Here is a 23,386-nt window from a genome sequence, read left to right as displayed (position 1 = left end):
ATTTTTAAGCTTTCAACCAACTGATTGATGTAACGAGCTGGATGGTTTTCTTCTGGTAGGTAATCTAAAGCGATACTCAAGGTAGTTTGATTTATGTTATAATAATCTTGCATACTAGGAATGTCCTTTCGGGGATAATTTCGCAGAGTATCGGCTGCAACCGATACTCTTTTTTATTTTCTATTATAACAAAGACCGGCCTTTGTTATAGAGACTTATGTCACAGCCTTCTTATTTTAATGTTATTTAAGGCAAATTACCCACAAAATCAGACTTTTCTGTGTTTCAAATAAATCGTTACAAAGTTAATCCAAGCAATTATGCTGCCGACTAAAGACAAGAATAACAACGAAGATCCCAGACTAATCCCAGATTCATTAACATTATTAGTTACGATAACCCAGGCACGAATTGAGGCTCCTTGGCTTAAATAGATTCCCAGACTTATGACCGAAAACACAACGGCAATGATTAATGGATAAAAAATTGTTTTTACTTTTAACATCACTGTACTCCCCTCATAATAAAACAGCTTAGTAATCACTATACCGGAGTATACGCTGTAATTATAGTGCTATCTTGTAAAAACAAACCTAAAATAATATGAGGTGATTTAACATGCAGCAAATTGTCCTACCCATCAAAGATTCTAATGTTCTTAAAGAAGTTCAAGATACTTTACTCAATAATTTTAAAGCTGGGCGACGTAACTACACAATTTTCCAAGTGGGCAAGGCCACTTTGTTAAGGGTGAGCGATGTTATGAAGCTTCGTTGGGCCGATGTCTTCAACGAAAATGGTACCGTACGTCAGAATGCATTTATCCACGACCAAAAAACCGGAAAAGCCAATCTACTTTACTTAAAACCAGTTCAAACTGATTTATTAGCCTATCGAGCTTGGATACAAGAAAAGCATTTGGTTTCTGACTGGTTGTTTCCCTCTATTCAGCACCCCGACCGACATATTACGGAAAAACAATTCTACAAAGTCATGAGCAAAGTCGGTGATCTGTTAGGAATCAATTATCTAGGTACTCACACGATGCGCAAAACGGGCGCTTATCGCGTCTATACGCAATCTAATTATAATATTGGCTTAGTTATGCACTTATTGAATCATTCTAGCGAAGCTATGACGTTAACTTATTTAGGATTGGATCAAGCTAGTCAAGAAACCATGCTGGACCAAATCGATTTTGGTTAGTAGTTTTTTTATTTGGTCGCTGTTATTACAAAAGTTGGAACCATCGGGGTACCCCACCAACCGTTATAGCCAGCATTTACAATATTAACGTTTTGATATTCCAAGTCTTTAAGAATACGCACATATTTACTAGTTTCGTAGCCTATATCCATGATTACTAACTGACCTTTTTGTTTTTGAACCCTTGCTATGTTTACAAGCGCTGCTTTCCGTTTCTCAAATGGCTTAATATTATGCAGTACTAAACTAGATACAATCAGATCAAATTCATTATCGTTGAATGGCATGTCTAAGATATTAGCAGTTTTCAACTTTACCTTGTCAGCCAAATTACTACTGTCCATTATTTTTTGAGTAGCTGCAATTGAATTGCTTCCCTGATCCTTATTACTCCAGATATCAATTCCTATTATTTCGCTTATTTTTGCCGCTTGTCTATTAAATTGCAACATAAAGGCCCCGTGACCACAGCCAGCGTCTAATATCTTACTGTCTTTTTTTAAATGAATACTGTTAATAATAGATTTCATTATTCTATACTTACCAATTATTGAAGTATGCATGTATTTAAGCCCACACAAAACTAACACTAAGACCATAATGGCTGAAACGGTGTTAAAACCACTTATTAACATCATAATTCCAACAATTAAAGCTGGCCCAAAGAAAAAAGCCAAACCTATTGGTGCGTCCATCTCCCAAATACTTTTCATTAAAATCTCCTATATCAATGTATTTATTCTTTAAAGCATATCATTTTTGTCGCTATTGTAATCTTCAAACTTAGATTTCAAATCAAATCCATTTCCTATAACTAATCATCGTGATACTACATTCTGAATCACCAAAAGATTTCTTTCTATAATTGAAAACAGAGAAATTGTTCTCTTCACTTATAATATAAAGAACTAATTAGCGTTAAACATCTTAATTTTTCAAAATATATTTTGACGATCTTCCCTTGCCAATAAGTTTTATCCGCTGACGTTTCTTCAATTCACTGAGAGCTCGTTTAATTGTTATATCACTGTATTGCGGGATCAGGGCCGTGAGCTCACTTCTAGACAAGGGTTTTAATTCTTGCGTTAATGTTGTAAGAATTAAGTCCGTTGCAGACACTGGTTTATCTTGTACCAGATTGAGCCGATCATTAAGATTGCGATATGCTTGCAAGATAACACCCAAAAAATAATCTAAAAAGGGCGCATAGTCATTCTGGTTATTTTGCCAATTTAAAGAACTCTGCTTGAGAACTTCATAATAGGACTGCTTGGTTTTCTCAATTAAATTTTCCAGACTGATGTACTTTCCAACGTTGAGTTGTGCTTGATACATTGTTAACAGCATTAACAATCTCGACATACGGCCGTTACCATCACGAAACGGGTGAATCGAAACAAAATCAAAGATAAAGGCGCCCAATAAAATTAGTGGTGAAAAAGTTTGCTGATCAACTGCTAAATTATAATTGATACAAAGTTCCTGAACCAATTTCGGAGTTAAATACGCTGCAGGTGGTTGGAAACGGACTTCCTGCCTACCGTCCGCATATTCGGTAATGATTTGATTATCAGAATCTTTGAATTGGCCACCCCAGGTGCTGTTGGTATAGCTAAACAAACGTTTATGCAACGTTAAAATTGAACTGTTGTTAATCGGAATATATGCATATTGTTCATGAATTAAAGCCAATACGTCCCGATAACCTGCAATTTCTGCCTCACTGCGATTACGCGGGCTAGTTTTTTGATGAACCAATTGTTTTAACCGAGTGTTACTGGTATAAATTCCTTCAATACGATTAGAAGCATCAGTACTCTGGACTTTAGCAACATTAACCAAGTGATCTAAGGCTTCTTTGTAGACGATTGATGTGGCTGATAAACGCCCTTTAAGTTCATAAATTTGGTTCAGCTTGTCATTCATTGAAGCAGTTATTTCTAAATTATTTAAAGTTTTATAATCAAATTTTTTCAGGATCATCTCACTCCCTTCGGTATCATTTTACATTATTTGATACCGAAAATATACAAATGATACTGATAAAACAAATAACATCTAAGAAACTACCTAAAAAGGCACCTCATATTCGAGGTACCTTTTTAGATTTAGCTTGTAATCCGTATCGAATTAAGTTACGAACAAGCCCACAGTTCAACTTTTTAATGGCTTACGATCTGTCAACAAAGCAATCACCGCTCCTACTAAGTAGGTATGACTGAAGGCCTGACTGATTTGTCGATTTTTAGTATGCTTAATTTTTCTCAAAGCTGTCGTTAAAGCTTCTTTTTGTGCCAATTGTTTGAGACCTACTAACAATTTTTTCTGGCCCTGGCTTATTTGCTGATTACCCAAATTAATTTTTTGAGAAGCTACTGATAGTTTAGATATAGCGGTATTTTGATTTTCTAACCTGGTTAAGGTAAGTGTTAGTTGCTGGTTACCCGCTTTTAAGTTATCAGTAGCTATTGCTAACTCCTTCTGGGCTTGGTAGACCTGGTGAAGATCGGTTCCCTTTTGGGGCTGTGGTAAATCAACTTGAGATTTGGCCGCTTGTTTAAGGGCACGTCTTAGGTTCGTCTGTTTGTTTTTAGTTGTTAATTTGGCTGATCCAGTAGTGGAAAATAGGCTATTCAATTGTTGATGAGCCACTTTATTTACTTTTGGTGATAATTGCTGTCGATCAACAATTTGAATGGCATCTTGATGAGTATGCTGCTTAGCTGCATTGACATTATTATCAAGGACCGTTACTAGAATTGCAATTCCTAAACAGGTGCCAATTTGACGCGCTGCGTTAACAATTCCCGAACCAATCCCACTTTTATTTTTTGGCAAATGCTTAACCGAGGCCACTAACGAAACTGAAGAGAACCCAAAACCAACACCGTTAATCACCAGAAAAGTAATGATAACAGCTTTAGGCGTTGTGGTGGTGATAAACGACAAGAGTAGTAAACTAGCTGCCATGACTAATAGGCCAATCAAAGTAACCGGAACTGCGCCAACTTGATCAAATAACTTAGTTCCCAAAGGCATCGCTACCATGATTGTTAAGGAAACTGGAATAATAATTAGGGCTGCATGTAATGCTGTATCGTTCAGAACGTCTTGTAAAAAGTAATTTAAAATCAGGGTGGGGCTAACTAATGCAAAGCCGGTTAAAAAGTAAACTAAACTAGAAGCAGTTAGGGTTTTTTCACGGAACAAATCTAATTCAAGTAGTGGGTGTTTGACTTTACTTTCGATAAAGATGAATAATCCAATAGCTAATACGCCGCCAATGAGTGTTCCTAAGATGATACCCGATTGCCAACCATATTGGCGGCCTTCTAGTAGGCCAAAGGTTAAACCGCCCAATCCTAGTGTTAAAAGAATCGTTCCTGGTAAATCAATTCTCCCTGCCAAGGATTCGTCATATGATTCCCTTACTCCAATAGCTATAATTAGAAAGGCTACAATGGTTAAGGGGACATTAATGCCAAATACCCAGCGCCAAGAAGCATATTCAATAATCACACCACCAATCGGTGGCCCCCCGGCATCGTCGTCATGGCATTAAATATCATGAAACTGGTCACGTTAGGGGCCAGCTTAAAAAATCAAAGACTTAAGCAAATAGGACGAGAAACCAAAATTCGGTTTCTCGTCCTATTTGCTTATACAGAGGCTAGTTATGTCACAGCCTCTTTGTTAGATATGTGATAAGTAATGATCTTACTGTAATTTAGAAATGATTGACCTGCAAACCGTATTAACTAAAACCTTGTACCTAAGCATACTAACTTTATGCTTACTGAGTTTAGTATGAGTACAATTTCGCAACTATTTCAGCAGCTGGTCTCAGCTTATTTTGAGGAAAAGCAAAGTTGATTAAAAGAGCTCTAAATTATCGAACAGAATGTAAAATCAGAGTACTAAATGTGAGAAGATAGGAACTACTAGATCAACAACAGCTCCAATAATAACAACGGCAATAGCGGCCATTGAACCTTGAACGGAACCTAGTTTCAACGCAAAAGCAGAACCGACTGTGTGACCAGCAGTACCTAATCCGAGTCCTTCTCCGATAGGATCGTTATTCAAGTGGAACTTTTGAACGAGCCAACCGCCTAGCGCATAAATAATAACAGCATTCAAGATACATGCCATGGCAGTGATTGAGGCATTTCCACCAATCGCTTTAGAGATAGGAAGGGCTATTGCGGTTGTAGCTGCCTGAGGAAGCATTGAAGCGGTTCCAACATGATTTAAACCAATTAATTTTGAAACTCCTACAATAGCAAAGAGCGAAATGACTGTTCCAAAGAGCAATCCTGAAAGAATTTCTGACCAGTACTTTTTCACAATGTCGTTGCGTTTGTATAATGGGACAGCGAAGGCGATCGTTGCGGGGTTCAGAAACCAGAAAATGATGTCCCCACCAGGACGATACGCTGTGTTATAAAGATTCGCAACATCTTGACCTAGAAACTTAGCTAGAATAACTAAAAGAGTTATGCCTAGGATCATTGCAACGAATAAAGGTTGGAAGAAGAATAAGCCGTGCGTTTTTTTGAAGAGCCATTGTCCTATCAAGTACACAATCAGAGAAAGAAAGATCCCGAAGAACGGAGTTGTAAGTATTTGCATGATTAATTCTCTCCTTTCGCACGCGAGAGCGCATGGACTGAAACGTTTTTTGCGGTTGTAGCATTCTTTGTTTGTGCGGGATGTTTTTTCTTCAACCAAATGAAGAAACGTGCGGTATACGCTGTTACAAGCAATAAGATAATAGTTGAGATTATAATTACTGTAACTATTTGAAGACCCTCAGCTTTCATTATGCCGAGATTAGCTGCTAGTGAAATGCCAGAGGGAACAAAAAGAAAACCAATCAGGCTGATCAAAATCGCACCGAACGAATCAACCCATTCAACTTTGATGATGTGCAGAGAAAGCAAGGAATAAAGCAGAATCATCCCGACTACAGGTGCTGGGACAGGGAATGAAGCTGGAGCTAAACTAGAAATAATATTAGAAATGAAAAGGATACTTGCATAAATTCCCATTTGCGCGAGAAGGGGAGCCGGTTGTGTCTTTTTCTTAATGTTAGCGTTTTTATTTTTCTGTGACATAATTCATCATCCTTCCGTGTTTTTATACTCCTATCATAAATAAAGCACGTATAAAAAGGCCGTTTTTATGCCTAAATGCAAAAAATAGCCTGTGAATGATAAAAAATAACATGTGAATGACCAAACAATCACATGTTCAAACGTTGTTTCAAGTCCTTTATAAATGAACGACCTACTGGTACACGTTCATTATTTGTCAAAATTAAAACAAAAGTATGGTTGAACCATGGTTGGATTTCACGGATATATTCGAGACAGACGATTGCACTGCGGTGAACTTGTATAAATTTTTGCGGATCCAACTGTTTTTTTATCCAACTCAATGTTTCATGTGAAACAAAATTGCGATTCGCATTTGTTGTAATGGTCAAAAGACCGCTCTCAACTGTTGCCGAAACAATGTCTTTCGTTTTAATGACGGCAGTTTTTTCATCAGCTGTAAGTGTAATGAAGTCAGCTGTGTTTTTAGGAGCGGTGTTGTCCTCCTTGTGTAATTGTTCCCGATTTAATAAAGCGGTGTTTGCTTTTTTTAAAGCTTGATTAATCCGAGTCTGTTCGAAAGGCTTGAGAACATAATCGATAGCGTTAATGTCAAATGCTTGAATAGCATATTTATCATAAGCCGTTGCAAAAATCACTAAGGGGGGATTGACAAGCTGTTTAAGTTCTTTTGCTAGTGTAAAACCATTTTCCTCGTTTAGCGAAATATCGAGAAAAATCAGATCAATCTTTTGTGTGAGCAGGATGGAGAGGGCATCTTTGATACCTTCAGCTTCGGTAACCTTAGCAACGGTAATATTTTGTTTTAGTAAATATGATAACTCACTTCGAGATAAGGGTTCGTCATCGACGATCAGTATATTCATTATTCAGCCTCCTTAAGAGGGATCATTATTCTAATAGTTGTGCCAGAATCTGTGCTTGTGATTTGAAGATGACTTTCATTCCCATAAAGTCCAATTAAGCGCCGGTTTAAATTTGCAAGTGCTGTTCCTGTCCCTGTTGAGGATGCAATTGTTTCTTGCCCTAGACGTTTAAGTAATTCTTTCTTAATTCCCACACCATTATCCGCAACCGCAATTTGTAAGTTGGTTTTTTCTTTTTTGACAGAAATGTGAATTTCATTACCACTTTTGCGATTTGGGAAAGCATGTTTAACAGAATTTTCAACCAAGACTTGTAAGCAGAATGGAGGAATTTTCACATCTAGACCTGCTTGAATAGCATAACTGACACGGTACTTTTGCGGAAAGCGTGTTTGTTCAAGCGACATATAGGAGTTTACATGTTCTTTCTCTTGCTGCAGAGGAATTTCTGTTTCTTGGACACCTTGCAGACTTGAACGGAAAAAAGTACTGAGTTGTAACAGAGCAGTGCGTGCTTTATCAACATCGGTGCGCATTAGTGCACTTATTGTATTGATAGCATTGAAAAAGAAGTGCGGATTTATTTGAGCTTGCAGTGATTTTATTTCTGCATCACTGATTAATTTAGACTGCTCTTCAGCTAGCCCTAAGGCTAATTGACTTGAGAAAATCGATGCAAGTCCTTTCGCTAAATTTTCTTCGACAGGTGTTAGTCGTTCAGCTTTGGTAAAGTACATTTTTAGAGCCCCAATTGTTTTTCCATTTACTTTGAGTGGTAAGACAATTGCTGATGCCAGTGGACAATCAGGGTGAGGACAGCCGATTTCTTCTCTATGGTACGCATACTTGGTTTCGCCGCCGGCAATTACATGTTTAGAAAGATCAGTCAAGACAGCCTGACCAGCAACGTGATGGTTTTCACCAGCACCAACGTGGGCAAGAACATTGACACGATCAGTTATCCCAATAGCATCAAAATTAGTATAACGCTTGATGATGGCACAGGCTTTTTGGGCCGAATTGATATTCAAGCCTTGACGAAAGTAGGGAAGAGTTTTATTAGTCAGATTTAAGACATCATGTGTTTGGACAGCCTTCAATTGCTGTTCATTAGAAAGATAAGCGTTTAGGATCGAAATAAATACGGAAGCACCAATACTATTTAACAAAAGCATAGGGATAAAAATTAATTTTACAAGTGCTAAGCCGCTGAAGATACCGATAAAAATCATTTGAATAGACTCCGCTAGAATTCCCAAGAGAGCGGTGGCCCAGGGCTTAGGATAAGTATTGTGTGTTTTAATGCTTTTCCCAATCAAACCAATGGTCCAGCCGACAAATGTCGAGCTTACGATGTAAAAGTAGTCAGAAAAATTGCCTTGGAGCACACGATGAATTCCGCCTAGGAAACCAACAACGCCACCAACAACAGGCCCGCCAACTATTCCAGCGACCGTGATGACCAATGTTCTAGTATTAGCAATCGAGTCAGATTGAGGCAAACCGGTTAAAAATGGCGTTTGGACTAAGGTATTATTTTTGGTGATCTCAACACCAGTTAGGTTTGAAATTACAGCGAAAATTGAAAAAATAAGAATTAATGCAATTTGAGCTTTAGTTGTTTTTTTTGTAATTAGTTTTCTGAAGAAGGAAACGTTGACTAATAAAAAAGCAAGTACCAGAATAATTCCCAAACGCTGGAGAAGAAGAACAAAGAGAGTGAACAAGATTTTGCAGCTCCTTTCTTAAATACGATGAAATCGATTACTAATTTATCGTATCACTTTGGCAAGTAAGATGCTATGAAACGTTAGCCTACTAGTAAAGCTGGCAACATGTTATACGGATAGTGCGAAAAATAAAATAGGGCCGCCCAAGAACGTTAGTCTTGGCTCGGCCCTATTATTTATCATAATATGTTTCAAACTTCGATCCCTTGCAACGGTTTATTATGATTAAAAGGGGATTGTTATTCGACGCAAAAGCGCTTGTCTTTTAGCACATTCTTAACGCTAAACGTAGTCATAAATTCTTGGTTTTTAGTAGCTAAGTCGCAAACGGTAAGATATTTTTTTAAAAAGCATAGTTTTTAACTGGAGTATCAAGCCAGTCATAGCGCAAGAGTTGCCGAAGAGTTCGATTGACTGGAATCCAGAGACCACTTTTAAGTAGATCGACCATTGTCGGCATAAAGAATTTATCTTTTTTTTTGCCCTTGGTGACATTAACGGTAATAACTTCATTTGTTTCGGTTTTTAGTATCACTTGTTGTTTTTTTAATGCAATAACTTGTGCAGATACGATATTATTAGTAGTATTCATAACAGATGCACATCCTTGATATTTATTTAACTTACTATTTGCAGTATAATACTAAAGTCTAAAGAAAGCGTAAACATATATTTATATTTTGATAAAAGATGTATGGCAATAGATCTTGCTTGGAACTAAAGCTATTTCAACAATTTTATTATATAGAATAAAAGCGGAGGGCGAAGTTGGATGATCGGCAAAAAATTATCTCTGAAAGCGGACGTTATTGTTGGTATTGGGGATCTTAGCAAAATGACAGGTGTTTCTACAAGGCAGCTTAGATATTGGGAAGAGAAGGGATATATTCAAGCTGTTCCGAGCAAAAAAAATACTACACGCAAATACAAATTTGAAATGTCTTATAAAGTTCAGGCCATTAAACGATATTTAGATCAAGGCTATACTTTGGCTAAATCTGTGGAGCAGGCTGAAGAATTGCGGAAAAAATTCGAGATTTGGAAAAAATTTATAATGGACAAAGTCGAAAAGGTTGAGATCGTTGATGCTGAAAATGATTATGGAATAATTGATTTGGGAGACTTAGAGGGAGATCAAAACAAGCGGGTTTATGGAGTAGTAGATGAAAATGGTTGTCATTTTGAAGTGAGAAGACAACCGGATATGGATAAATAATTTAAGAATGAACGGAGTAGTTAGCATGGAATTTGAGGGAGTTCATCACATAGCAATAATTGGACATAATTTGCAGAAAACTTTAGATTTTTATGTTGCTAAGCTAGGCTTTGAGATTATTGCACAGCATCGACGCGCATCTAAAAAAGACATCAAAGTAGATCTTCAAAAAAACGGGTTAGTATTAGAAATCTTTATTAAACCAGATGCACCAGCAAGATCTACCTACCCTGAGGGTGAAGCGTGCGGATTAAGGCACTTGGCATTTGCGGTATCAGATGTAGATGAAGCAGTCAGGAATTTGAAAAAAGTTGGTATTTTAACGGAACCTATTAGAAAAGATGATTACACGCACAAAAAAATGACCTTTTTCTTTGATCCAGATGGATTACCGCTTGAAATTCATGAATGATAGTAAAAACAGAGCTTAGCTTACGTGTTTGCGTAAGCTAAACTCTGTTTTTTTTAACGAGTTTACTTAATATTCAAATTATATATTGACAGTTAGTATAATAATAATAACTTTATGAGGGTTTTGACTTGGTAAAAGAAAGCAATAGTGGTCTATCGGAAAAAGATAGCAGCATATGCCCATTAACAGGGCTTTGTGTGACATTGTTTGTAATTAGAATTATGTTAGAATGATTAAAAAATAAGTTGCTTTTTAATCAAGAAAGAATCTAGGTGTAAAAATGATCTCTGATTACAAGAAAAACTTTAAGTCTAGTGGTCAAAAATACAGTTACTACGACATTGTTTCATTTATGCAGGATAAAAAACAAAATGTTGAGACATTACCCTATTCAATTCGAGTTCTTCTTGAATTGACTCTGAGACATAGTGCTACGCATCCTAAAATGGAACAGTTTCTGGAAACTTTTGTAGACTGGGATAAGAAACATGAGTTCGATGTTCCGTATAAACCGGAGCGAGTCGTTCTGCAGGACTTTACAGGCGTCCCCGCACTCGTTGATCTGGCTGCAATGCGTGAAGAAGTCAGAAAACGTGGCGGCGATGTAAAAAAAATTAATCCAGATGTTCCAGTCCACCTTGTAATTGATCATTCTGTTCAGGTAGATATGGCTGGCAGTGAAGAGGCATTTGCGCATAATGTTGAACAAGAGTTTAAAAGAAATAGAGAAAGATATACTTTTCTGAAATGGGCACAGAATAGTTTTGATAATCTTACTATTATCCCGCCTGATACGGGGATAATTCATCAAGTCAATCTTGAATATTTGTCCTCAGTGGTACGGTACACAGCAGGGGAAGACAAAGTGGTTTTTCCAGACACGTTGGTTGGAACAGATTCACATACAACAATGATCAATGGCTTGGGTGTCCTTGGTTGGGGCGTCGGAGGAATTGAAGCTGAAGCAAGTATGTTGGGACAGGAGTCGTATTTTCCAATGCCTAAAGTTGTTGGGGTCAAGTTAACTGGAAGCTTGTCTGCAACGGCAACAGCAACTGATTTGGCACTTACTCTGACAAAACTGTTGCGGGAGCATAATGTTGTTGGTAAGTTTGTCGAGTTTTACGGTCCAGGATTGGCATCTTTGCCGTTGGCAAATCGCGCAACAATCGCCAACATGGCACCTGAATATGGAGCAACATGTGGTTTTTTCCCGATTGACGAACAAACATTGGCATATCTAGAGTTAACAGATCGGACGCCAGAACAGATACAACTAGTTAGAGACTACGCCGACGCGAACCACTTTATGTATAATGTTGAGCAAGACAATGTTCGACATTACTCAGAGTATGAAGAATTGGACTTGTCAACTGTCCGCAGCAATGTGGCTGGTCCGAAACGTCCCCAAGATTCAGTTTACCTTGAGAACTTACCGCAGCAGTTTATGGGGTATGCGGCACTCAAGAAATATTCAGTTGAGGTGGAGGGAGAAGAATTCCATCTCCTGCCAGGAGATCTAGGACTAGCAGCAATTACGAGCTGTACTAATACATCCAATCCCGAGGTACTGATTGCAGCTGCTCTGATCGCAAAAAATGCTATTGCAGCTGGTTTGAAGGTTCCTAAGTATGTTAAGACTTCATTCTCACCAGGGTCCCGAGTAGTGACCGATTACCTCGCCGCTGCAGATTTGCAACGTTACTTAGATGATTTGGGTTTTCAAATCGTTGGTTATGGTTGTATGACATGTATTGGAAATTCAGGTAAGTTGAAGACTGGACTACAGGAAAGGCTGGCGAAGGAAAATTATCCTATCGCGGCGATTGAAAGTGGAAATCGTAATTTTGAAGGAAGAGTTAATCCGCTGATAAGGGATACCTATTTGGCTTCACCCCCGTTAGTTGTTGCCTATGCGCTTGCAGGAACATTAAATATTGATGTGGAGACGCAACCGTTGGGTACAAATCCAAAAACTGGTGCTGAGATATATCTTAAGGATCTATGGCCGACTCAAGAGGAAATTAGTTCTGTTATTCACCGTTTTGTCAAACCACAGCTTTTTTCCAATAACTATAGAGATATTTTCAAACAAAATAATATGTGGAACGAGCTGGAAGCACCGACCTCTGAGACGTATCACTGGGATGAAGCTTCAACTTATATTGCTGAGCCGGACTTTTTCTCCGAAACGAGTGGGCAAGAAAAGCTGACAGGACTAAGAGTTTTAGCCAAACTGGGTGATTCTATCACAACAGACCACATTTCGCCGGCTGGATTTATTGGACAGCGGACCCCGGCTGGAGAATACTTATTGGAACATGGTGTTGAACCTACAGATTTTAACTCATATGGCTCGCGGCGTGGAAACCATGAAGTAATGATGCGGGGGACATTGGCTAATATCAGGCTTCAAAATCAATTAACTCCAAATAAAATGGGTGGTTTTACCAAATCATGGTTGACCGGGAAAGAGACAACAATTTATGATGCTGCAATGGAGTATAAAGCCAATCAGGTCGGAACAGTTATTTTAGCTGGGAAAGACTATGGTATGGGTTCTTCGCGTGATTGGGCCGCTAAAGGTGTTTTACTTTTAGGTGTCAAGGCGGTTATTGCTGAGAGTTTTGAACGGATTCACCGGTCTAACTTGGTCATGATGGGGATCTTGCCTCTACAGTATCTGCCAGGGGATACAACCGATAAATTAGGTTTGATGGGTAATGAAGAAATTTCGATCCGACCAGATGGAGATATTGCTCATGTGAGTGCTGTAAATAAGGAGCATGTAATTAAGTTTGATGTCAATATAAGGTTCGATTCACCGATTGATCGAACTTATTATCAAGAAAATGGCATACTGCCTTTGGTTGTCAAAAACAAATTAAAAGCGTAGAAAGACATGACATGAGGAGGGATTAGATGAGTTATGCGAAGGGACTAGCTGGTGTTGTTGCAGGTCAAACTAAAATCAGTTCTACTGATAATCAGCGATTGGTATATGCAGGCTATCCGATTGAAGAGTTAGCACAGAAGACGTTTGAAGAAGTTGTCTTTTTGTTATGGAACACACGTTTGCCAAACCACACGGAATTATCAAGGTTTAGAAAAGATTTAGTCAGCAAAATGGTCTTACCAGCGGAAACCATCCGATTGCTGAGCTACATTGCTAGGGAACCTCAGCATCCAATGAGCATTTTGCGAACAACAACTTCGCTTTTGGGAACAACTAACGATGTTGAGCATGATGAACCGCCTAAAATACTTGCAAAAATGCTGACAGCTATAGCAGCGATAGTTAGAATTCGTGATAATGATCCGTTGATCGATCTGGATCCGTCATTAGGTGTTGCGGATAATTTTCTGCATATGTTAACGGGCAAGCGTCCAGGCCCTGAACTATCGGGTATGTTCAATACGGTTATGATCTTACATGCAGATCATGAGTTTAACGCATCTACCTTCACGGCGAGAGTGGTTTCTTCAACTTTTGCGGATTATTACTCATGCTTGACGGCAGCAGTATGTGCATTGAAGGGGCCACTACATGGAGGGGCGAATGAACGCGTTTTTGAAATGCTGACTATAATTGCAGAAAATGAGATGGACCCGCTCAGTTTTGTGGAAGAGCAAACTCAGAATAAGCGGAAAGTAATGGGATTCGGCCATCGAATCTATAAAGATGGCGATCCCCGAGCTTTTATCTTAAAAAAGATTGCTGAAAAAATGGCAAAAGAAACTGATAATCAAAAGTACTTCGGAATTCAGCAGCAATTGGCGGATTATATGCTCAAAAGTAAACAATTGCATCCCAATGTTGATTATTATACGGCGCTTATCTACCATTGCCTAGGATTGAAAAAAGAAACTTTTACAATGATTTTTGCAGCTTGCCGGACAGCTGGGTGGCTGGCACATGTTATGGAACAACGTCAGCAAAAATGTTTAATACGGCCGAATTCTGAATATATCGGTCCCAAAGAACGACATTGTGTAAAGCAGCAAAATAGATAAAAAGGAGAAAGAAGTTATGGAAGCTAAAAAGATTCAGATTATAGGCGGAGAACTTTTAACTCCAGATGTACCAACGATTCCGTTTATAGCAGGCGATGGAATAGGACCAGAAATCTGGGGAGCTGCTAAACGGGTTTTTGATGAAGCAGTAAAAAAAGCTTATGCGGATAAGCGGGAAGTTAATTGGTTGCCGTTGTCGGCGGGGGAAAATGCATATCTTAAGACAGGAGAGTGGCTGCCTGATAAAACTGTTGAAGCTTTAAAGAAGTACCTTGTTGCAATCAAAGGACCGTTAACAACACCGGTCGGACATGGTCATCGGTCTATTAATGTAACTTTACGACAAGAATTAGATCTATTTGCTTGTTTTCGACCCGTAAAATACTATGCAGGAACCCCATCACCTGTTAGAGATCCTGAGAAAGTTAATATTGCAGTTTTTCGAGAGAATACAGAGGATATTTATGCTGGGATAGATTTTGACTCTGGCAGTCCAGCAGCTGGAGAACTGTTGGAGCTGCTTGAAAAAGAAGGTTTAGCTTCTAGGGTACGCTTTCCGAAGACTTCGGCTTTTGCACTCAAACCAGTTTCTAGTGAAGGGACTAAACGCCTTGTTAACGCAGCAATTACTTATGCACTTGAGCATGAGAAGCAGAGCGTTACGCTTGTGCATAAGGGAAATATTATGAAGAAAACAGAAGGAAGTTTTAAAAAATGGGGTTATGAGATAGCGGAGAGTTTTGGGAACAAGGTCTATACAATGGCACGTTATGAAAAAACTAAAAAAGAAGATGGTGAAGAAGCAGCACAGAAGCAATTAAAGACGGCTAAGCAAAATGGAAAGGTTATTGTCAAAGACATAATTGCTGATAACTTTTTTCAGCAATCTTTACTGAATCCTGAGCAATTTGATGTTGTGGCCACATTAAACCTGAATGGTGATTATATTTCTGATGCTTTGGCTGCCCAAGTTGGAGGGATTGGAATTTCTCCTGGTGCAAATATCAATTACCAGACAGGGCAGGCAATTTTTGAAGCCACACATGGAACAGCTCCTCAGTTTGCAGGTCTGAATAAACTTAACCCAACTTCGTTAATCTTATCAGGGGCAATGATGTTTGATTATATTGGTTGGAAAGAAGCTGCAGAACTAATCGAACAAGCCGTTGCTTTTGCGATTTCGCATCACTATGTCACAGAAGATTTTGCTCAAAAAATACCAGGTGCACATGAACTTGGGACAAGTGAATTTGCTGATTATATCATTAGTAAAATCGAAACTAAATCCTATAACACAAATTAATTTTAGGGTTTTTCAAGCTATTATAAAACAGGGAGTTGATCCAGAAAATCTGGTTTGATTCCTTTTTTTTTACGAAAAAAAGAGTGAAAATATTATGTTTAAAAATTAATTATTTTCAAAAAATTGAGGTTGTTTTTAGATAATATCGGTTGATGCTGTTCTAAGTGGAGGTAAAATGATATTCTTAAGTTTGGTGGGGGCGATTTGATCGGATGAAAATAAAGAAGAATAACCTTAAAGAAGTTCTGATTTTTATCATTTTTTCAATGCTTTTATTAAAACTTTTACGTTGGTTTGTAAGCGAGAAGTTGTCTGATTATTGGGATATCATGTTTTTCAGTGAACTGTTCATTCTCATAACAGTTTCAATAGTGAACGGGCTATACTTTAAAATTAAAATAGAGACTAAAAGCAGATACTTAAAAACGGGGTTGCTTTTGAGTATCCCTGCACTAATCCCGGCCATTGCTAATTATTTTCAAATAAAACAGCTTCCAACATGGTCGCTTGGAATTAAACTGATAGTTTTAAGTTTATTAGTGGGTTCTTTTGAAGAATTACTATTCAGAGGGATCTTGCTGCGCAGTTTATTGATAAAGTGGAACAATCTGCAGCATGGGCCTTTACTAGCACTGACGGTTTCAAGTATGTTCTTTGGTGCAGTTCACCTAATAAACTTGACGCATCAGTCGCTTCCAGCGACTCTTTTTCAAGTCGAGTTTGCGTTTAGCTTAGGTATGCTGCTTGGGGGAATCTATCTACGGACACATAATCTATTTTTGTGTATTTTTTTACATGCGTTGATAGACAGTGGTGCTTTCTTGTCTAATTGGATGAATAATAGTGCAGCTATGCAGATTCCTACAATATGGATGCTGGCCGCAGGAATTATTGTTTTTGCACCATACTATTTGTTAGGTGTTTTTTATGTCAGACCTAGTAAGAGAAAGTCTATCTTGAATGAGAGTCAAATTTAAATTGGCTGCTGGTACGCTTGACACGTTTCGTTTTTGGAAGGTTTTACTAATGAGAGTTTTCAGAAGTTATCTAGAATTTCATTGGAAATGAACTGAATTATGCTGTTACAAGATAAAAGAATGAATGATGGAGTGATATTTTGACTGGGAAAAAAAATAATCGAAGAACTCTTTATACGAAAAGAGCGATTCGTGAAAGTTTTCTTGAACTGTTACAGCATAAAGAGCTGGAAGAGATAACGGTAACTGATATCTGCCATAATGCGGGCATCAACCGAGGAACATTTTATCGATATTATCGTAACCCGCCTAATCTAATGCAGCATTTGCAAGATGAAGTGTATGAAAGAAGCATGTGTTTGATCAAAAAAAGATTTAGAGGGGACAGCTGTGTAGTACTTAAGACAATCTTTGAAGTGTTAAAAGATACAGATCCAGAAATTGTTAAGTTCATTATAGATAAGCGAAACGGATATGCCCTACTAGAAGAAATCTTCAATGGCGCAAAAGAAGCCACCCGCCCGTTTCTTATGCAACGCATAAAATGGCTGACAGATATACAATTCGATTATTTTTATGCATATGTTACGAATGGAGTTATCGGTATTATTTTACAATGGATCCACAGCGGAATGAGACATAACACAGAAAAAATTGAGAAAATGTTCATGCTGATTCTTGAACGAAGCAAACAAGAGCTGGAAGAAAGTGGTTCAGAGTTTCGCAAACTTGAATGAAAAATCTTTATAAGTGTCGCTCAAAACTAGCTGACAGCTATAAGGAGTTTTACTGAAAAAAATGCTTATTACTGCTTGAGCGTGAGTAGAACCAAAAAGATAGTGCTGTGGTAAAATTACGTTGTGCTCTAGGTATCAGAGCCTTCGAATTACCGGACTCTATCTTATTTAGTATGAAATTTAGTTGTGACAATGCTAATACTGCTCAGTATCTCTTTAGGGTATTGGATTGTCTCAACACGCCAGACCTGAAGGGCGCGTCCAATGCGGATGGGCTTTGCGATAGCGTTGAGAGAGCCTTCTGTGATAGGGACAAGGTGATTGGTATTAACACTGACTCCAATAGCAATCTGTCTATCAGAGGCTGCACAGTTAGCTGCAATACTGGCGGCAGTTTCAGCGAGTACAGTATTTATTCCTCCGTGAACAAAGCCATAAGGCTGTTTGACTTTGTCGTTCACTTTCAGGGAGACGATGGTTTTTCTGGCACCGCGACATTCAATTTTTATATTTAAGTTCTCGAGCAAGTTCATGGTCAGACCTCCAATTTTGGTTGTAACTTTATTTTAACAGAAAGGAACTGTGGTAATGGAAAAACATAGCTGGAAAAAAATTAAAGAATATTCTGAGATTATTTTTGAAAGAACAGGCAGAATTGCGAAATTGACAATCAATCGTCCTGCAAAGCGAAATGCATTTACTCCAGTTACTATTAGTGAACTGATAGAGGCATTCAGTGTTTGCCGTGATGACAGTACGATCGGGGTCATTATTTTAACAGGTGCAGGTAATCAAGCTTTCAGTTCAGGCGGTGATCAGAGTGTCCGTGGTAACGGCGGGTATGTAGGCCCAGACAAGATTGCACGTTTGAATGTTCTGGATCTTCAGCATCTGATCAGAATCATCCCTAAACCCGTCATTGCAATGGTGAAAGGTTGGTCTGTTGGAGGAGGCAATGTTCTGCAGCTTGTTTGTGATCTAACGATCGCTGCTGATAATGCTATGTTTGGTCAGACAGGACCAAAAGTTGGCAGCTTTGATGCGGGTTATGGATCAGGTTATTTGGCACGTGTTATTGGCCATAAACGTGCTAAAGAAGTCTGGTTTTTAAATCATTGGTATACAGCCCAAGAAGCATTCGAAATGAACTGGATTAATAAAGTCGTTCCTTTGGATGATGTTGAGACGGAAACGCTGAAGTGGTGTGACGAGCTACTGACCAAATCACCGACAGCACTTCGTTTTATCAAAGCTGCAATGAATGCTGATACGGATGGACTCGCAGGTCTGCAACAATTTGCGGGAGATGCAACTATGCTTTATTATACGACTGATGAAGCTAAGGAGGGACGCGACGCGTTTAATGAAAAAAGACAGCCTGACTTCAATAAATTTCCCAAATTTCCTTAAAAATAAATAAAAAGACAGCAGGAAGCGATGTAATGGAGAATTGGTTAATTAAACAATCTGAATTGGTTCCATATCGAACGGCTTTAGTCTATGAAGGAAAAACGTGGAATTTTAAACAGCTTAAGGTAGTTGTACATAAAACTGCAGGAAAATTAGCAAAATTCGCTGGTAGACTGGGTAAACGAGTTGCAGTGATTGCAGGGAACACACCGGCGAGTTATTTTATGGTGCTTGCGCTGCAACAGTTAGGTGTGCAACCCGTTCTGCTGAATTGTCGATTGGCTTTTTCAGAAGTAGAGAGACAGCGAGAAGATGCTGACGTTTCGGTAGTTTTTGTTGATGATGTGCTAAAGAAAAGTTTTGGAGGATACGTAAAGAAAAACGCACATTATTATCTTATTTCTGAATTGGATGCAATTCTACCAAAAGAGCCATCAATTATTCAATCTTTTAAGGATGAAGAAGTTGCGTCAGTCATGTATACTTCAGGAACGACGGGGCAACCGCACGGAGTTTTACAGACATTTCGTAATCATTTTTTTTCAGCAGTCGGTTCAGCATTTAACTTGGGCCTCAACCCCAATGACCAATGGTTATGCGCTGTTCCTATTTTTCATATCAGTGGATTATCAATAATGATGCGCAGTCTTATATATGGGACAAGTGTAGTTCTTGTACCACATTTTGACCCTGTAAAAATTACTCAAATCCTTGTCTCTAGTCCTGTCAGCTTGATGTCAGTTGTCCCTGTAATGCTTAAGCAGCTTTTGAATTTGTATCCTAGTGAAGGATATAATTCATTTTTTCGAGCTTTTTTGTTAGGAGGTGCACCGATTGATGCAGTGACGCTTGATAGATGTAAAGAAAGAGGAATCAACGTCATTCAATCGTATGGGCTGACAGAGACTTGTTCACAGATTGTGGCTCTGAATTTTGCCGATGCACCCTCTAAAATTGGCTCGGTCGGTAAACCACTTTTTCCAGTTCAGGTAAGAATTGCAAGTAAAACAGGCGAAATTGAGGTCAAAGCACCGAATGTTGTGCAGGGATATTTGAATGATCAAGTAAGTTTTGATGACAAGTTAACCCAAGATGGCTGGTTTAGAACCGGAGATCTCGGACAGTTCGATGATGAGGGGTTTTTGTTTATTAAGGGACGTAAGGATGAGATGTTTATCTCGGGCGGCGAAAATGTTTTTCCGAATGAAATCGAAGCCGTCTATGTTAAAGCAGCGGGGATAAAAGGAATAGCGGTTATTGGAATACCCGATAAAGTATGGGGGCAGGTTCCATATGCTTTTGTCGAACCTGAAACTGATTTTGAACTTGACGATGCAATGCTGAAACTATACGGCAAAAAGCATTTAGCTCATTATAAAGTTCCACAAAAATTTATTAGGGTAGATCAACTCCCGCGAACTGCTAATGGGAAACTAAAGCATGCTGAGATACGAAAGAATTTTTTAAAGAATAATAACTGGTAAGCAGCAGATCTGCAAAAAATTGTGTATCAAAAAAACATAAAGTGTGATGACTTTTTTCATTTCCCAGGTAATAATGATGCAAAAATTTACAGTTAAAGTTTCGCATATTCAAGCTTTTTAAAACCTGATAAATAAAATGACTGACGGGAGGTGTCTTTGTTAGACGCCCCTCAGCCAGTCATTTTTTAGTTGCTATAGTTGGTGTTTTTTTCGCTTACATGTGCTCTTACTTGTTCAAAAATAGTTATAATATGGCGATCCGATAATTGGTAGTTAACTTTTTGACCAGAACGTATGCCACGAACGAGACCTGTTTGACGCAGTAATTTTAATTGGTGGGAAATTGCAGACTGTGAAATACCAATTGTTTTAGCGATTTCGTTAACTGAGAGACTTCGTTCGGTAAGTAAAAATAGTATCTTATAGCGGGTCTGGTCACCAAAAGCCTTGAAAAGCTGGACACTTTTTTCAAGTTCAATTGTTGTTGGTAATTGGATATCATCGGTTGATTTTGCCATCAGATTCACCTTTTTAGATGTTTTTGCAACATTATCAGAAGCTAGCCTCATCTAATAGTTACTTTTAACTATTATACCTCAATTCAAAAATGAATCAAAATAGAAACGAGATTGGTAGCTCGGTTGCTCAGTTTCCTTAGCCAATCTATCTATTAAGTCAAAAAATTTAGTACTGTCTACATCATATACCAGAGTTGCTTTACGCCCAGTTTCAGTTAAGAAGGTCTGCCCGCCAGAAGGGAATCCAAGTTTAACATCACATTTTATTTCTTTAGTTTTAACAATGCTTGGGTCAAAGAGATAACAGGTCGTTAGAACATCCCATAAATAGTACGTCGAGTTTGTTTCAAAGAAATTTAACTCAGGGACAAAAGCATAACTGTTGCCAATGAAGTCAAGACCAGGGTAACGGCGTTGTGAGGCCCATCTTTGCCGTATTTTTTTTGTCAAAGGGACATTATTTGTACTTTCAAGACTGACTAAGTCAATTGGTACTGAAGAATTAAATACAGTCTTAACAGCATCAGGATCCCAAAAAGAGTTCCATTCTTGTGTTCCATCGCAATCTGGTTCGGCAACATTCCCTTTTTCTAAAAATGTTCCGCCCATCCAAATAAGACGTTTGATCTTTTTTTCAATCGAAGGATCACTCTTTAGGACTCGTGCAAGATCTGTTAAGGGGCCAGTAAAGAGCAGGGTTACCGGATCTGCAGTTCTTTGCAGTTTATTAAAAAGATCGACGTGTGCAGGTGCGGATGCTTCTGGAGTAGTTATTTTTCCGCTCTCATTTAGAAGCGGCAACGAATTCTCTGAATACGCTGCTAGACGCCATTCCTTAGGAAAAGGATGCACTGCGCGTGAGTTGGAGACAGCGACCGAGAGCTGAGTCCCATGCCCAAAGCGATCGATAATTTTACGACTTGCTTCAGTTGCTGGGACAACATAACTGTCGGCATCAACAACACCTACCCCTATTAGTTCGATGTTATCCATTTGCAGCAATAGAAAGAGGGATATTAAATCATCGACTCCTCCGTCATGATTAAAATAAATTTTTTCTGTCATGTTTTGCGATCCTTCCGAATTAAGAATATAATCAATGAGCTAAATTAACATTTCAGATTATACATAAAATGATAGCGTTCGTCAAAATGGGTATTTATTGACTTTATAACATTTTATGTAAGTTTATAAACTCTTAAAAGCGAACGTTTTTTAGAATAGCGCTTAAAATATATTGATTTTTCAAAAAGATACAGGTATACTTCTCGACATAGAAAGACAAAAATTGGGGGATGTATTCATTGAAGAAGAAAGTAGTGGCAGTTCTAGCGGCAACATTAATGGTCGGAACATTTCTTGTAGGTTGCGGTAATAATTCTGCATCAAGCAAGGGCACCAAACATTCAGCAGCATTAGTCACTGATGGTGGAGGAATTGATGATAAATCCTTTAATCAATCGGCTTGGGAAGGCTTGAAAAGCTGGGGAAAAAGCGAAGGCCTAAAAAAAGGAATCAATGGGTACAACTACGCACAGTCAAATGATGACTCAGATTTTCTGCCTAATATCAATAAGCTGATTAAGGCTAAATATGCAACTATTTTCGGAATAGGTTACAAGCTGGATAATGCCATTAGTTCAGCTGCAAAAGATAATCCTAAGATAAATTTTGCTATTATTGATTCTGTAGTAAAAGGCCGAAAGAACGTGGCTTCAGTGACGTTCAAGACAGAGCAATCTTCTTTCTTGGCAGGAGTTGCAGCGGCTGAAACAACCAAGACTGGCCATGTCGGTTTCGTGGGTGGTATCCAAAGTGACGTTATTAAAACATTTGAAGCTGGATTCAAACAAGGTGTCAAGGCCGTTAATCCTAAGATTAAGGTAGATGTTAAATATGCAGGTTCGTTTACAAAAGCGGATGTAGGTCAGTCTTTGGCAACTGCCATGTTCAATAACAATGAAGATGTTATCTTCCATGCAGCTGGAGGGACTGGTGCAGGGGTGTTCACCGCAGCTAAAAATGCAGCTAAGAATGGTAAAAAAGTCTGGGTTGTCGGTGTTGATCAGGATCAAAAAGCAGATGGTGCCTATAAAGGCGGTAATGTGACCTTAGCATCAGCAGTTAAAAAAGTTGGTACAGCCGTAAAAGATTTATCTAAACAAGCAGCAAAGGGCAATTTCCCTGGTGGAAAAACAGTTACTTATGATTTGAAAGATAATGGTGTAGGAATTATCAATGATAATATGTCTGCGAGTGCTTGGAAGTCAGTTCAACAATATGAGAAAAAAATTGAAAATGGTCAGATTACTGTAAGTCCTAAATAAAAACACTCGAAGTAATATGTCGGATTAACCTTAAGTATATATAAATGGTGAAGAATTGGTAACGTACCA

22 protein-coding genes and 1 pseudogene are annotated in these 23,386 nt (G+C 38.4%); 11 read left to right on the top strand and 12 right to left on the bottom strand.

Annotated elements, in window-relative coordinates; all coding sequences use genetic code 11:
- Positions 1-268: 268 nt before the first annotated feature.
- Entirely contained in the window at positions 269-505 is a 237-nt protein-coding gene (locus FC19_RS03165) for a hypothetical protein (protein WP_057875543.1), read from the bottom strand.
- A 113-nt stretch (positions 506-618) separates the two neighbouring features.
- Between FC19_RS03165 and FC19_RS03160 the strand changes: the two genes are divergently transcribed.
- Positions 619-1,206: a site-specific integrase gene (locus FC19_RS03160; RefSeq protein ID WP_057875542.1), complete on the top strand. Its 588-nt coding sequence runs from the start codon at positions 619-621 to the stop codon at positions 1,204-1,206.
- Between the two features lie 8 nt (positions 1,207-1,214).
- On the opposite strand, the gene FC19_RS03155 is transcribed toward FC19_RS03160, so the two are convergent.
- The 8 genes and pseudogenes from FC19_RS03155 to FC19_RS03120 form a co-directional block, all read right to left on the bottom strand.
- Positions 1,215-1,919 (bottom strand): class I SAM-dependent methyltransferase, encoded by a 705-nt coding sequence (locus FC19_RS03155; RefSeq protein ID WP_057875541.1) that lies wholly within the window; start codon positions 1,917-1,919, stop codon positions 1,215-1,217.
- A 214-nt stretch (positions 1,920-2,133) separates the two neighbouring features.
- Positions 2,134-3,189 carry a Fic family protein gene (locus FC19_RS03150; RefSeq protein WP_057875540.1) on the bottom strand — a complete coding sequence of 352 codons (1,056 nt, stop codon included), beginning with the start codon at positions 3,187-3,189 and terminating at the stop codon, positions 2,134-2,136.
- A gap of 171 nt (positions 3,190-3,360) precedes the next feature.
- Positions 3,361-4,749 (bottom strand): annotated as a pseudogene (locus FC19_RS03145) (MFS transporter); the annotation flags it as partial.
- A gap of 366 nt (positions 4,750-5,115) precedes the next feature.
- Positions 5,116-5,838: an antiholin-like protein LrgB gene (gene lrgB, locus FC19_RS03140; protein WP_057875539.1), complete on the bottom strand. Its 723-nt coding sequence runs from the start codon at positions 5,836-5,838 to the stop codon at positions 5,116-5,118.
- Between the two features lie 2 nt (positions 5,839-5,840).
- On the bottom strand, positions 5,841-6,323 hold the full coding sequence (locus FC19_RS03135; protein WP_057875538.1) for a CidA/LrgA family protein: 483 nt from the start codon (positions 6,321-6,323) through the stop codon (positions 5,841-5,843).
- 128 nt (positions 6,324-6,451) lie between these two features.
- Positions 6,452-7,189: a LytR/AlgR family response regulator transcription factor gene (locus tag FC19_RS03130; RefSeq protein WP_057875537.1), complete on the bottom strand. Its 738-nt coding sequence runs from the start codon at positions 7,187-7,189 to the stop codon at positions 6,452-6,454.
- Complete coding sequence (locus tag FC19_RS03125; RefSeq protein ID WP_057875536.1) at positions 7,189-8,916, bottom strand: sensor histidine kinase; 1,728 nt, start codon at positions 8,914-8,916, stop codon at positions 7,189-7,191. The genes FC19_RS03130 and FC19_RS03125 overlap by 1 nt, the downstream gene beginning before the upstream one ends.
- Before the next feature lie 346 nt (positions 8,917-9,262).
- On the bottom strand, positions 9,263-9,511 hold the full coding sequence (locus tag FC19_RS03120; protein ID WP_057875535.1) for a hypothetical protein: 249 nt from the start codon (positions 9,509-9,511) through the stop codon (positions 9,263-9,265).
- Positions 9,512-9,691: 180 nt separating this feature from the next.
- Between FC19_RS03120 and FC19_RS03115 the strand changes: the two genes are divergently transcribed.
- From FC19_RS03115 to FC19_RS03085, 7 genes are all read left to right on the top strand, one after another.
- Positions 9,692-10,135, top strand: coding sequence for a MerR family transcriptional regulator (locus FC19_RS03115; RefSeq protein ID WP_057875534.1), 444 nt, complete (start codon positions 9,692-9,694; stop codon positions 10,133-10,135).
- A 25-nt stretch (positions 10,136-10,160) separates the two neighbouring features.
- Positions 10,161-10,547: an SMU1112c/YaeR family gloxylase I-like metalloprotein gene (gene gloA2 / locus FC19_RS03110; protein ID WP_057875533.1), complete on the top strand. Its 387-nt coding sequence runs from the start codon at positions 10,161-10,163 to the stop codon at positions 10,545-10,547.
- Between the two features lie 280 nt (positions 10,548-10,827).
- Positions 10,828-13,443, top strand: a complete 2,616-nt coding sequence (gene acnA, locus FC19_RS03105) for an aconitate hydratase AcnA (RefSeq protein WP_057875532.1) — start codon at positions 10,828-10,830, stop codon at positions 13,441-13,443.
- Between the two features lie 26 nt (positions 13,444-13,469).
- Positions 13,470-14,561, top strand: a complete 1,092-nt coding sequence (locus tag FC19_RS03100; protein ID WP_057875531.1) for a citrate/2-methylcitrate synthase — start codon at positions 13,470-13,472, stop codon at positions 14,559-14,561.
- Between the two features lie 16 nt (positions 14,562-14,577).
- Complete coding sequence (gene icd / locus FC19_RS03095) at positions 14,578-15,864, top strand: NADP-dependent isocitrate dehydrogenase (RefSeq protein ID WP_057875530.1); 1,287 nt, start codon at positions 14,578-14,580, stop codon at positions 15,862-15,864.
- 212 nt (positions 15,865-16,076) lie between these two features.
- Positions 16,077-16,841, top strand: coding sequence for a CPBP family intramembrane glutamic endopeptidase (locus tag FC19_RS03090; protein WP_057875529.1), 765 nt, complete (start codon positions 16,077-16,079; stop codon positions 16,839-16,841).
- A 140-nt stretch (positions 16,842-16,981) separates the two neighbouring features.
- Entirely contained in the window at positions 16,982-17,578 is a 597-nt protein-coding gene (locus FC19_RS03085) for a TetR/AcrR family transcriptional regulator (protein WP_057875528.1), read from the top strand.
- A 164-nt stretch (positions 17,579-17,742) separates the two neighbouring features.
- Here the strand turns inward: FC19_RS03085 and FC19_RS03080 are convergent, their stop codons facing one another.
- Positions 17,743-18,111, bottom strand: coding sequence for a hotdog fold thioesterase (locus FC19_RS03080; RefSeq protein WP_057875527.1), 369 nt, complete (start codon positions 18,109-18,111; stop codon positions 17,743-17,745).
- A gap of 55 nt (positions 18,112-18,166) precedes the next feature.
- On the opposite strand from FC19_RS03080, the gene menB reads away from it, so the two are divergent.
- Both menB and FC19_RS03070 read left to right on the top strand, forming a co-directional pair.
- The gene (gene menB / locus FC19_RS03075) at positions 18,167-18,988 is read left to right on the top strand and encodes a 1,4-dihydroxy-2-naphthoyl-CoA synthase (RefSeq protein WP_057875526.1); all 822 of its coding nucleotides are present in this window, start codon (positions 18,167-18,169) and stop codon (positions 18,986-18,988) included.
- Positions 18,989-19,020: 32 nt separating this feature from the next.
- Entirely contained in the window at positions 19,021-20,472 is a 1,452-nt protein-coding gene (locus FC19_RS03070; RefSeq protein WP_057875525.1) for an o-succinylbenzoate--CoA ligase, read from the top strand.
- Positions 20,473-20,657: 185 nt separating this feature from the next.
- Here FC19_RS03070 and FC19_RS03065 read toward each other — a convergent pair whose 3' ends face one another.
- Positions 20,658-20,990 carry an ArsR/SmtB family transcription factor gene (locus FC19_RS03065; protein WP_057875591.1) on the bottom strand — a complete coding sequence of 111 codons (333 nt, stop codon included), beginning with the start codon at positions 20,988-20,990 and terminating at the stop codon, positions 20,658-20,660.
- Positions 20,991-21,068: 78 nt separating this feature from the next.
- Complete coding sequence (locus FC19_RS03060) at positions 21,069-22,055, bottom strand: nucleoside hydrolase (RefSeq protein WP_057875524.1); 987 nt, start codon at positions 22,053-22,055, stop codon at positions 21,069-21,071.
- 230 nt (positions 22,056-22,285) lie between these two features.
- Between FC19_RS03060 and FC19_RS03055 the strand changes: the two genes are divergently transcribed.
- Complete coding sequence (locus FC19_RS03055; protein ID WP_057875523.1) at positions 22,286-23,317, top strand: BMP family lipoprotein; 1,032 nt, start codon at positions 22,286-22,288, stop codon at positions 23,315-23,317.
- The last annotated feature ends 69 nt before the right edge of the window (positions 23,318-23,386 follow it).

It is taken from the genome of Liquorilactobacillus aquaticus DSM 21051 (assembly GCF_001436755.1).
Lineage (GTDB): Bacteria > Bacillota > Bacilli > Lactobacillales > Lactobacillaceae > Liquorilactobacillus > Liquorilactobacillus aquaticus.
This window is presented reverse-complemented; position numbering and strand designations above follow the sequence as displayed.

Bases quoted from the DNA above. Each gene is read 5' to 3' on its own strand.
- FC19_RS03120 (WP_057875535.1), bottom strand. From the start codon at position 9,511: ATGAATACTACTAATAATATCGTATCTGCACAAGTTATTGCATTAAAA.
- FC19_RS03115 (WP_057875534.1), top strand. From the start codon at position 9,692: ATGATCGGCAAAAAATTATCTCTGAAAGCGGACGTTATTGTTGGTATT.
- FC19_RS03080 (WP_057875527.1), bottom strand. From the start codon at position 18,111: ATGAACTTGCTCGAGAACTTAAATATAAAAATTGAATGTCGCGGTGCC.
- FC19_RS03070 (WP_057875525.1), top strand. From the start codon at position 19,021: ATGGAGAATTGGTTAATTAAACAATCTGAATTGGTTCCATATCGAACG.
- lrgB (WP_057875539.1), bottom strand. From the start codon at position 5,838: ATGCAAATACTTACAACTCCGTTCTTCGGGATCTTTCTTTCTCTGATT.
- FC19_RS03160 (WP_057875542.1), top strand. From the start codon at position 619: ATGCAGCAAATTGTCCTACCCATCAAAGATTCTAATGTTCTTAAAGAA.
- FC19_RS03065 (WP_057875591.1), bottom strand. From the start codon at position 20,990: ATGGCAAAATCAACCGATGATATCCAATTACCAACAACAATTGAACTT.
- FC19_RS03130 (WP_057875537.1), bottom strand. From the start codon at position 7,189: ATGAATATACTGATCGTCGATGACGAACCCTTATCTCGAAGTGAGTTA.
- FC19_RS03165 (WP_057875543.1), bottom strand. From the start codon at position 505: ATGTTAAAAGTAAAAACAATTTTTTATCCATTAATCATTGCCGTTGTG.
- FC19_RS03150 (WP_057875540.1), bottom strand. From the start codon at position 3,189: ATGATCCTGAAAAAATTTGATTATAAAACTTTAAATAATTTAGAAATA.
- FC19_RS03100 (WP_057875531.1), top strand. From the start codon at position 13,470: ATGAGTTATGCGAAGGGACTAGCTGGTGTTGTTGCAGGTCAAACTAAA.
- FC19_RS03060 (WP_057875524.1), bottom strand. From the start codon at position 22,055: ATGACAGAAAAAATTTATTTTAATCATGACGGAGGAGTCGATGATTTA.
- FC19_RS03135 (WP_057875538.1), bottom strand. From the start codon at position 6,323: ATGTCACAGAAAAATAAAAACGCTAACATTAAGAAAAAGACACAACCG.
- FC19_RS03090 (WP_057875529.1), top strand. From the start codon at position 16,077: ATGAAAATAAAGAAGAATAACCTTAAAGAAGTTCTGATTTTTATCATT.
- FC19_RS03055 (WP_057875523.1), top strand. From the start codon at position 22,286: ATGTATTCATTGAAGAAGAAAGTAGTGGCAGTTCTAGCGGCAACATTA.
- gloA2 (WP_057875533.1), top strand. From the start codon at position 10,161: ATGGAATTTGAGGGAGTTCATCACATAGCAATAATTGGACATAATTTG.
- acnA (WP_057875532.1), top strand. From the start codon at position 10,828: ATGATCTCTGATTACAAGAAAAACTTTAAGTCTAGTGGTCAAAAATAC.
- FC19_RS03155 (WP_057875541.1), bottom strand. From the start codon at position 1,919: ATGAAAAGTATTTGGGAGATGGACGCACCAATAGGTTTGGCTTTTTTC.
- menB (WP_057875526.1), top strand. From the start codon at position 18,167: ATGGAAAAACATAGCTGGAAAAAAATTAAAGAATATTCTGAGATTATT.
- icd (WP_057875530.1), top strand. From the start codon at position 14,578: ATGGAAGCTAAAAAGATTCAGATTATAGGCGGAGAACTTTTAACTCCA.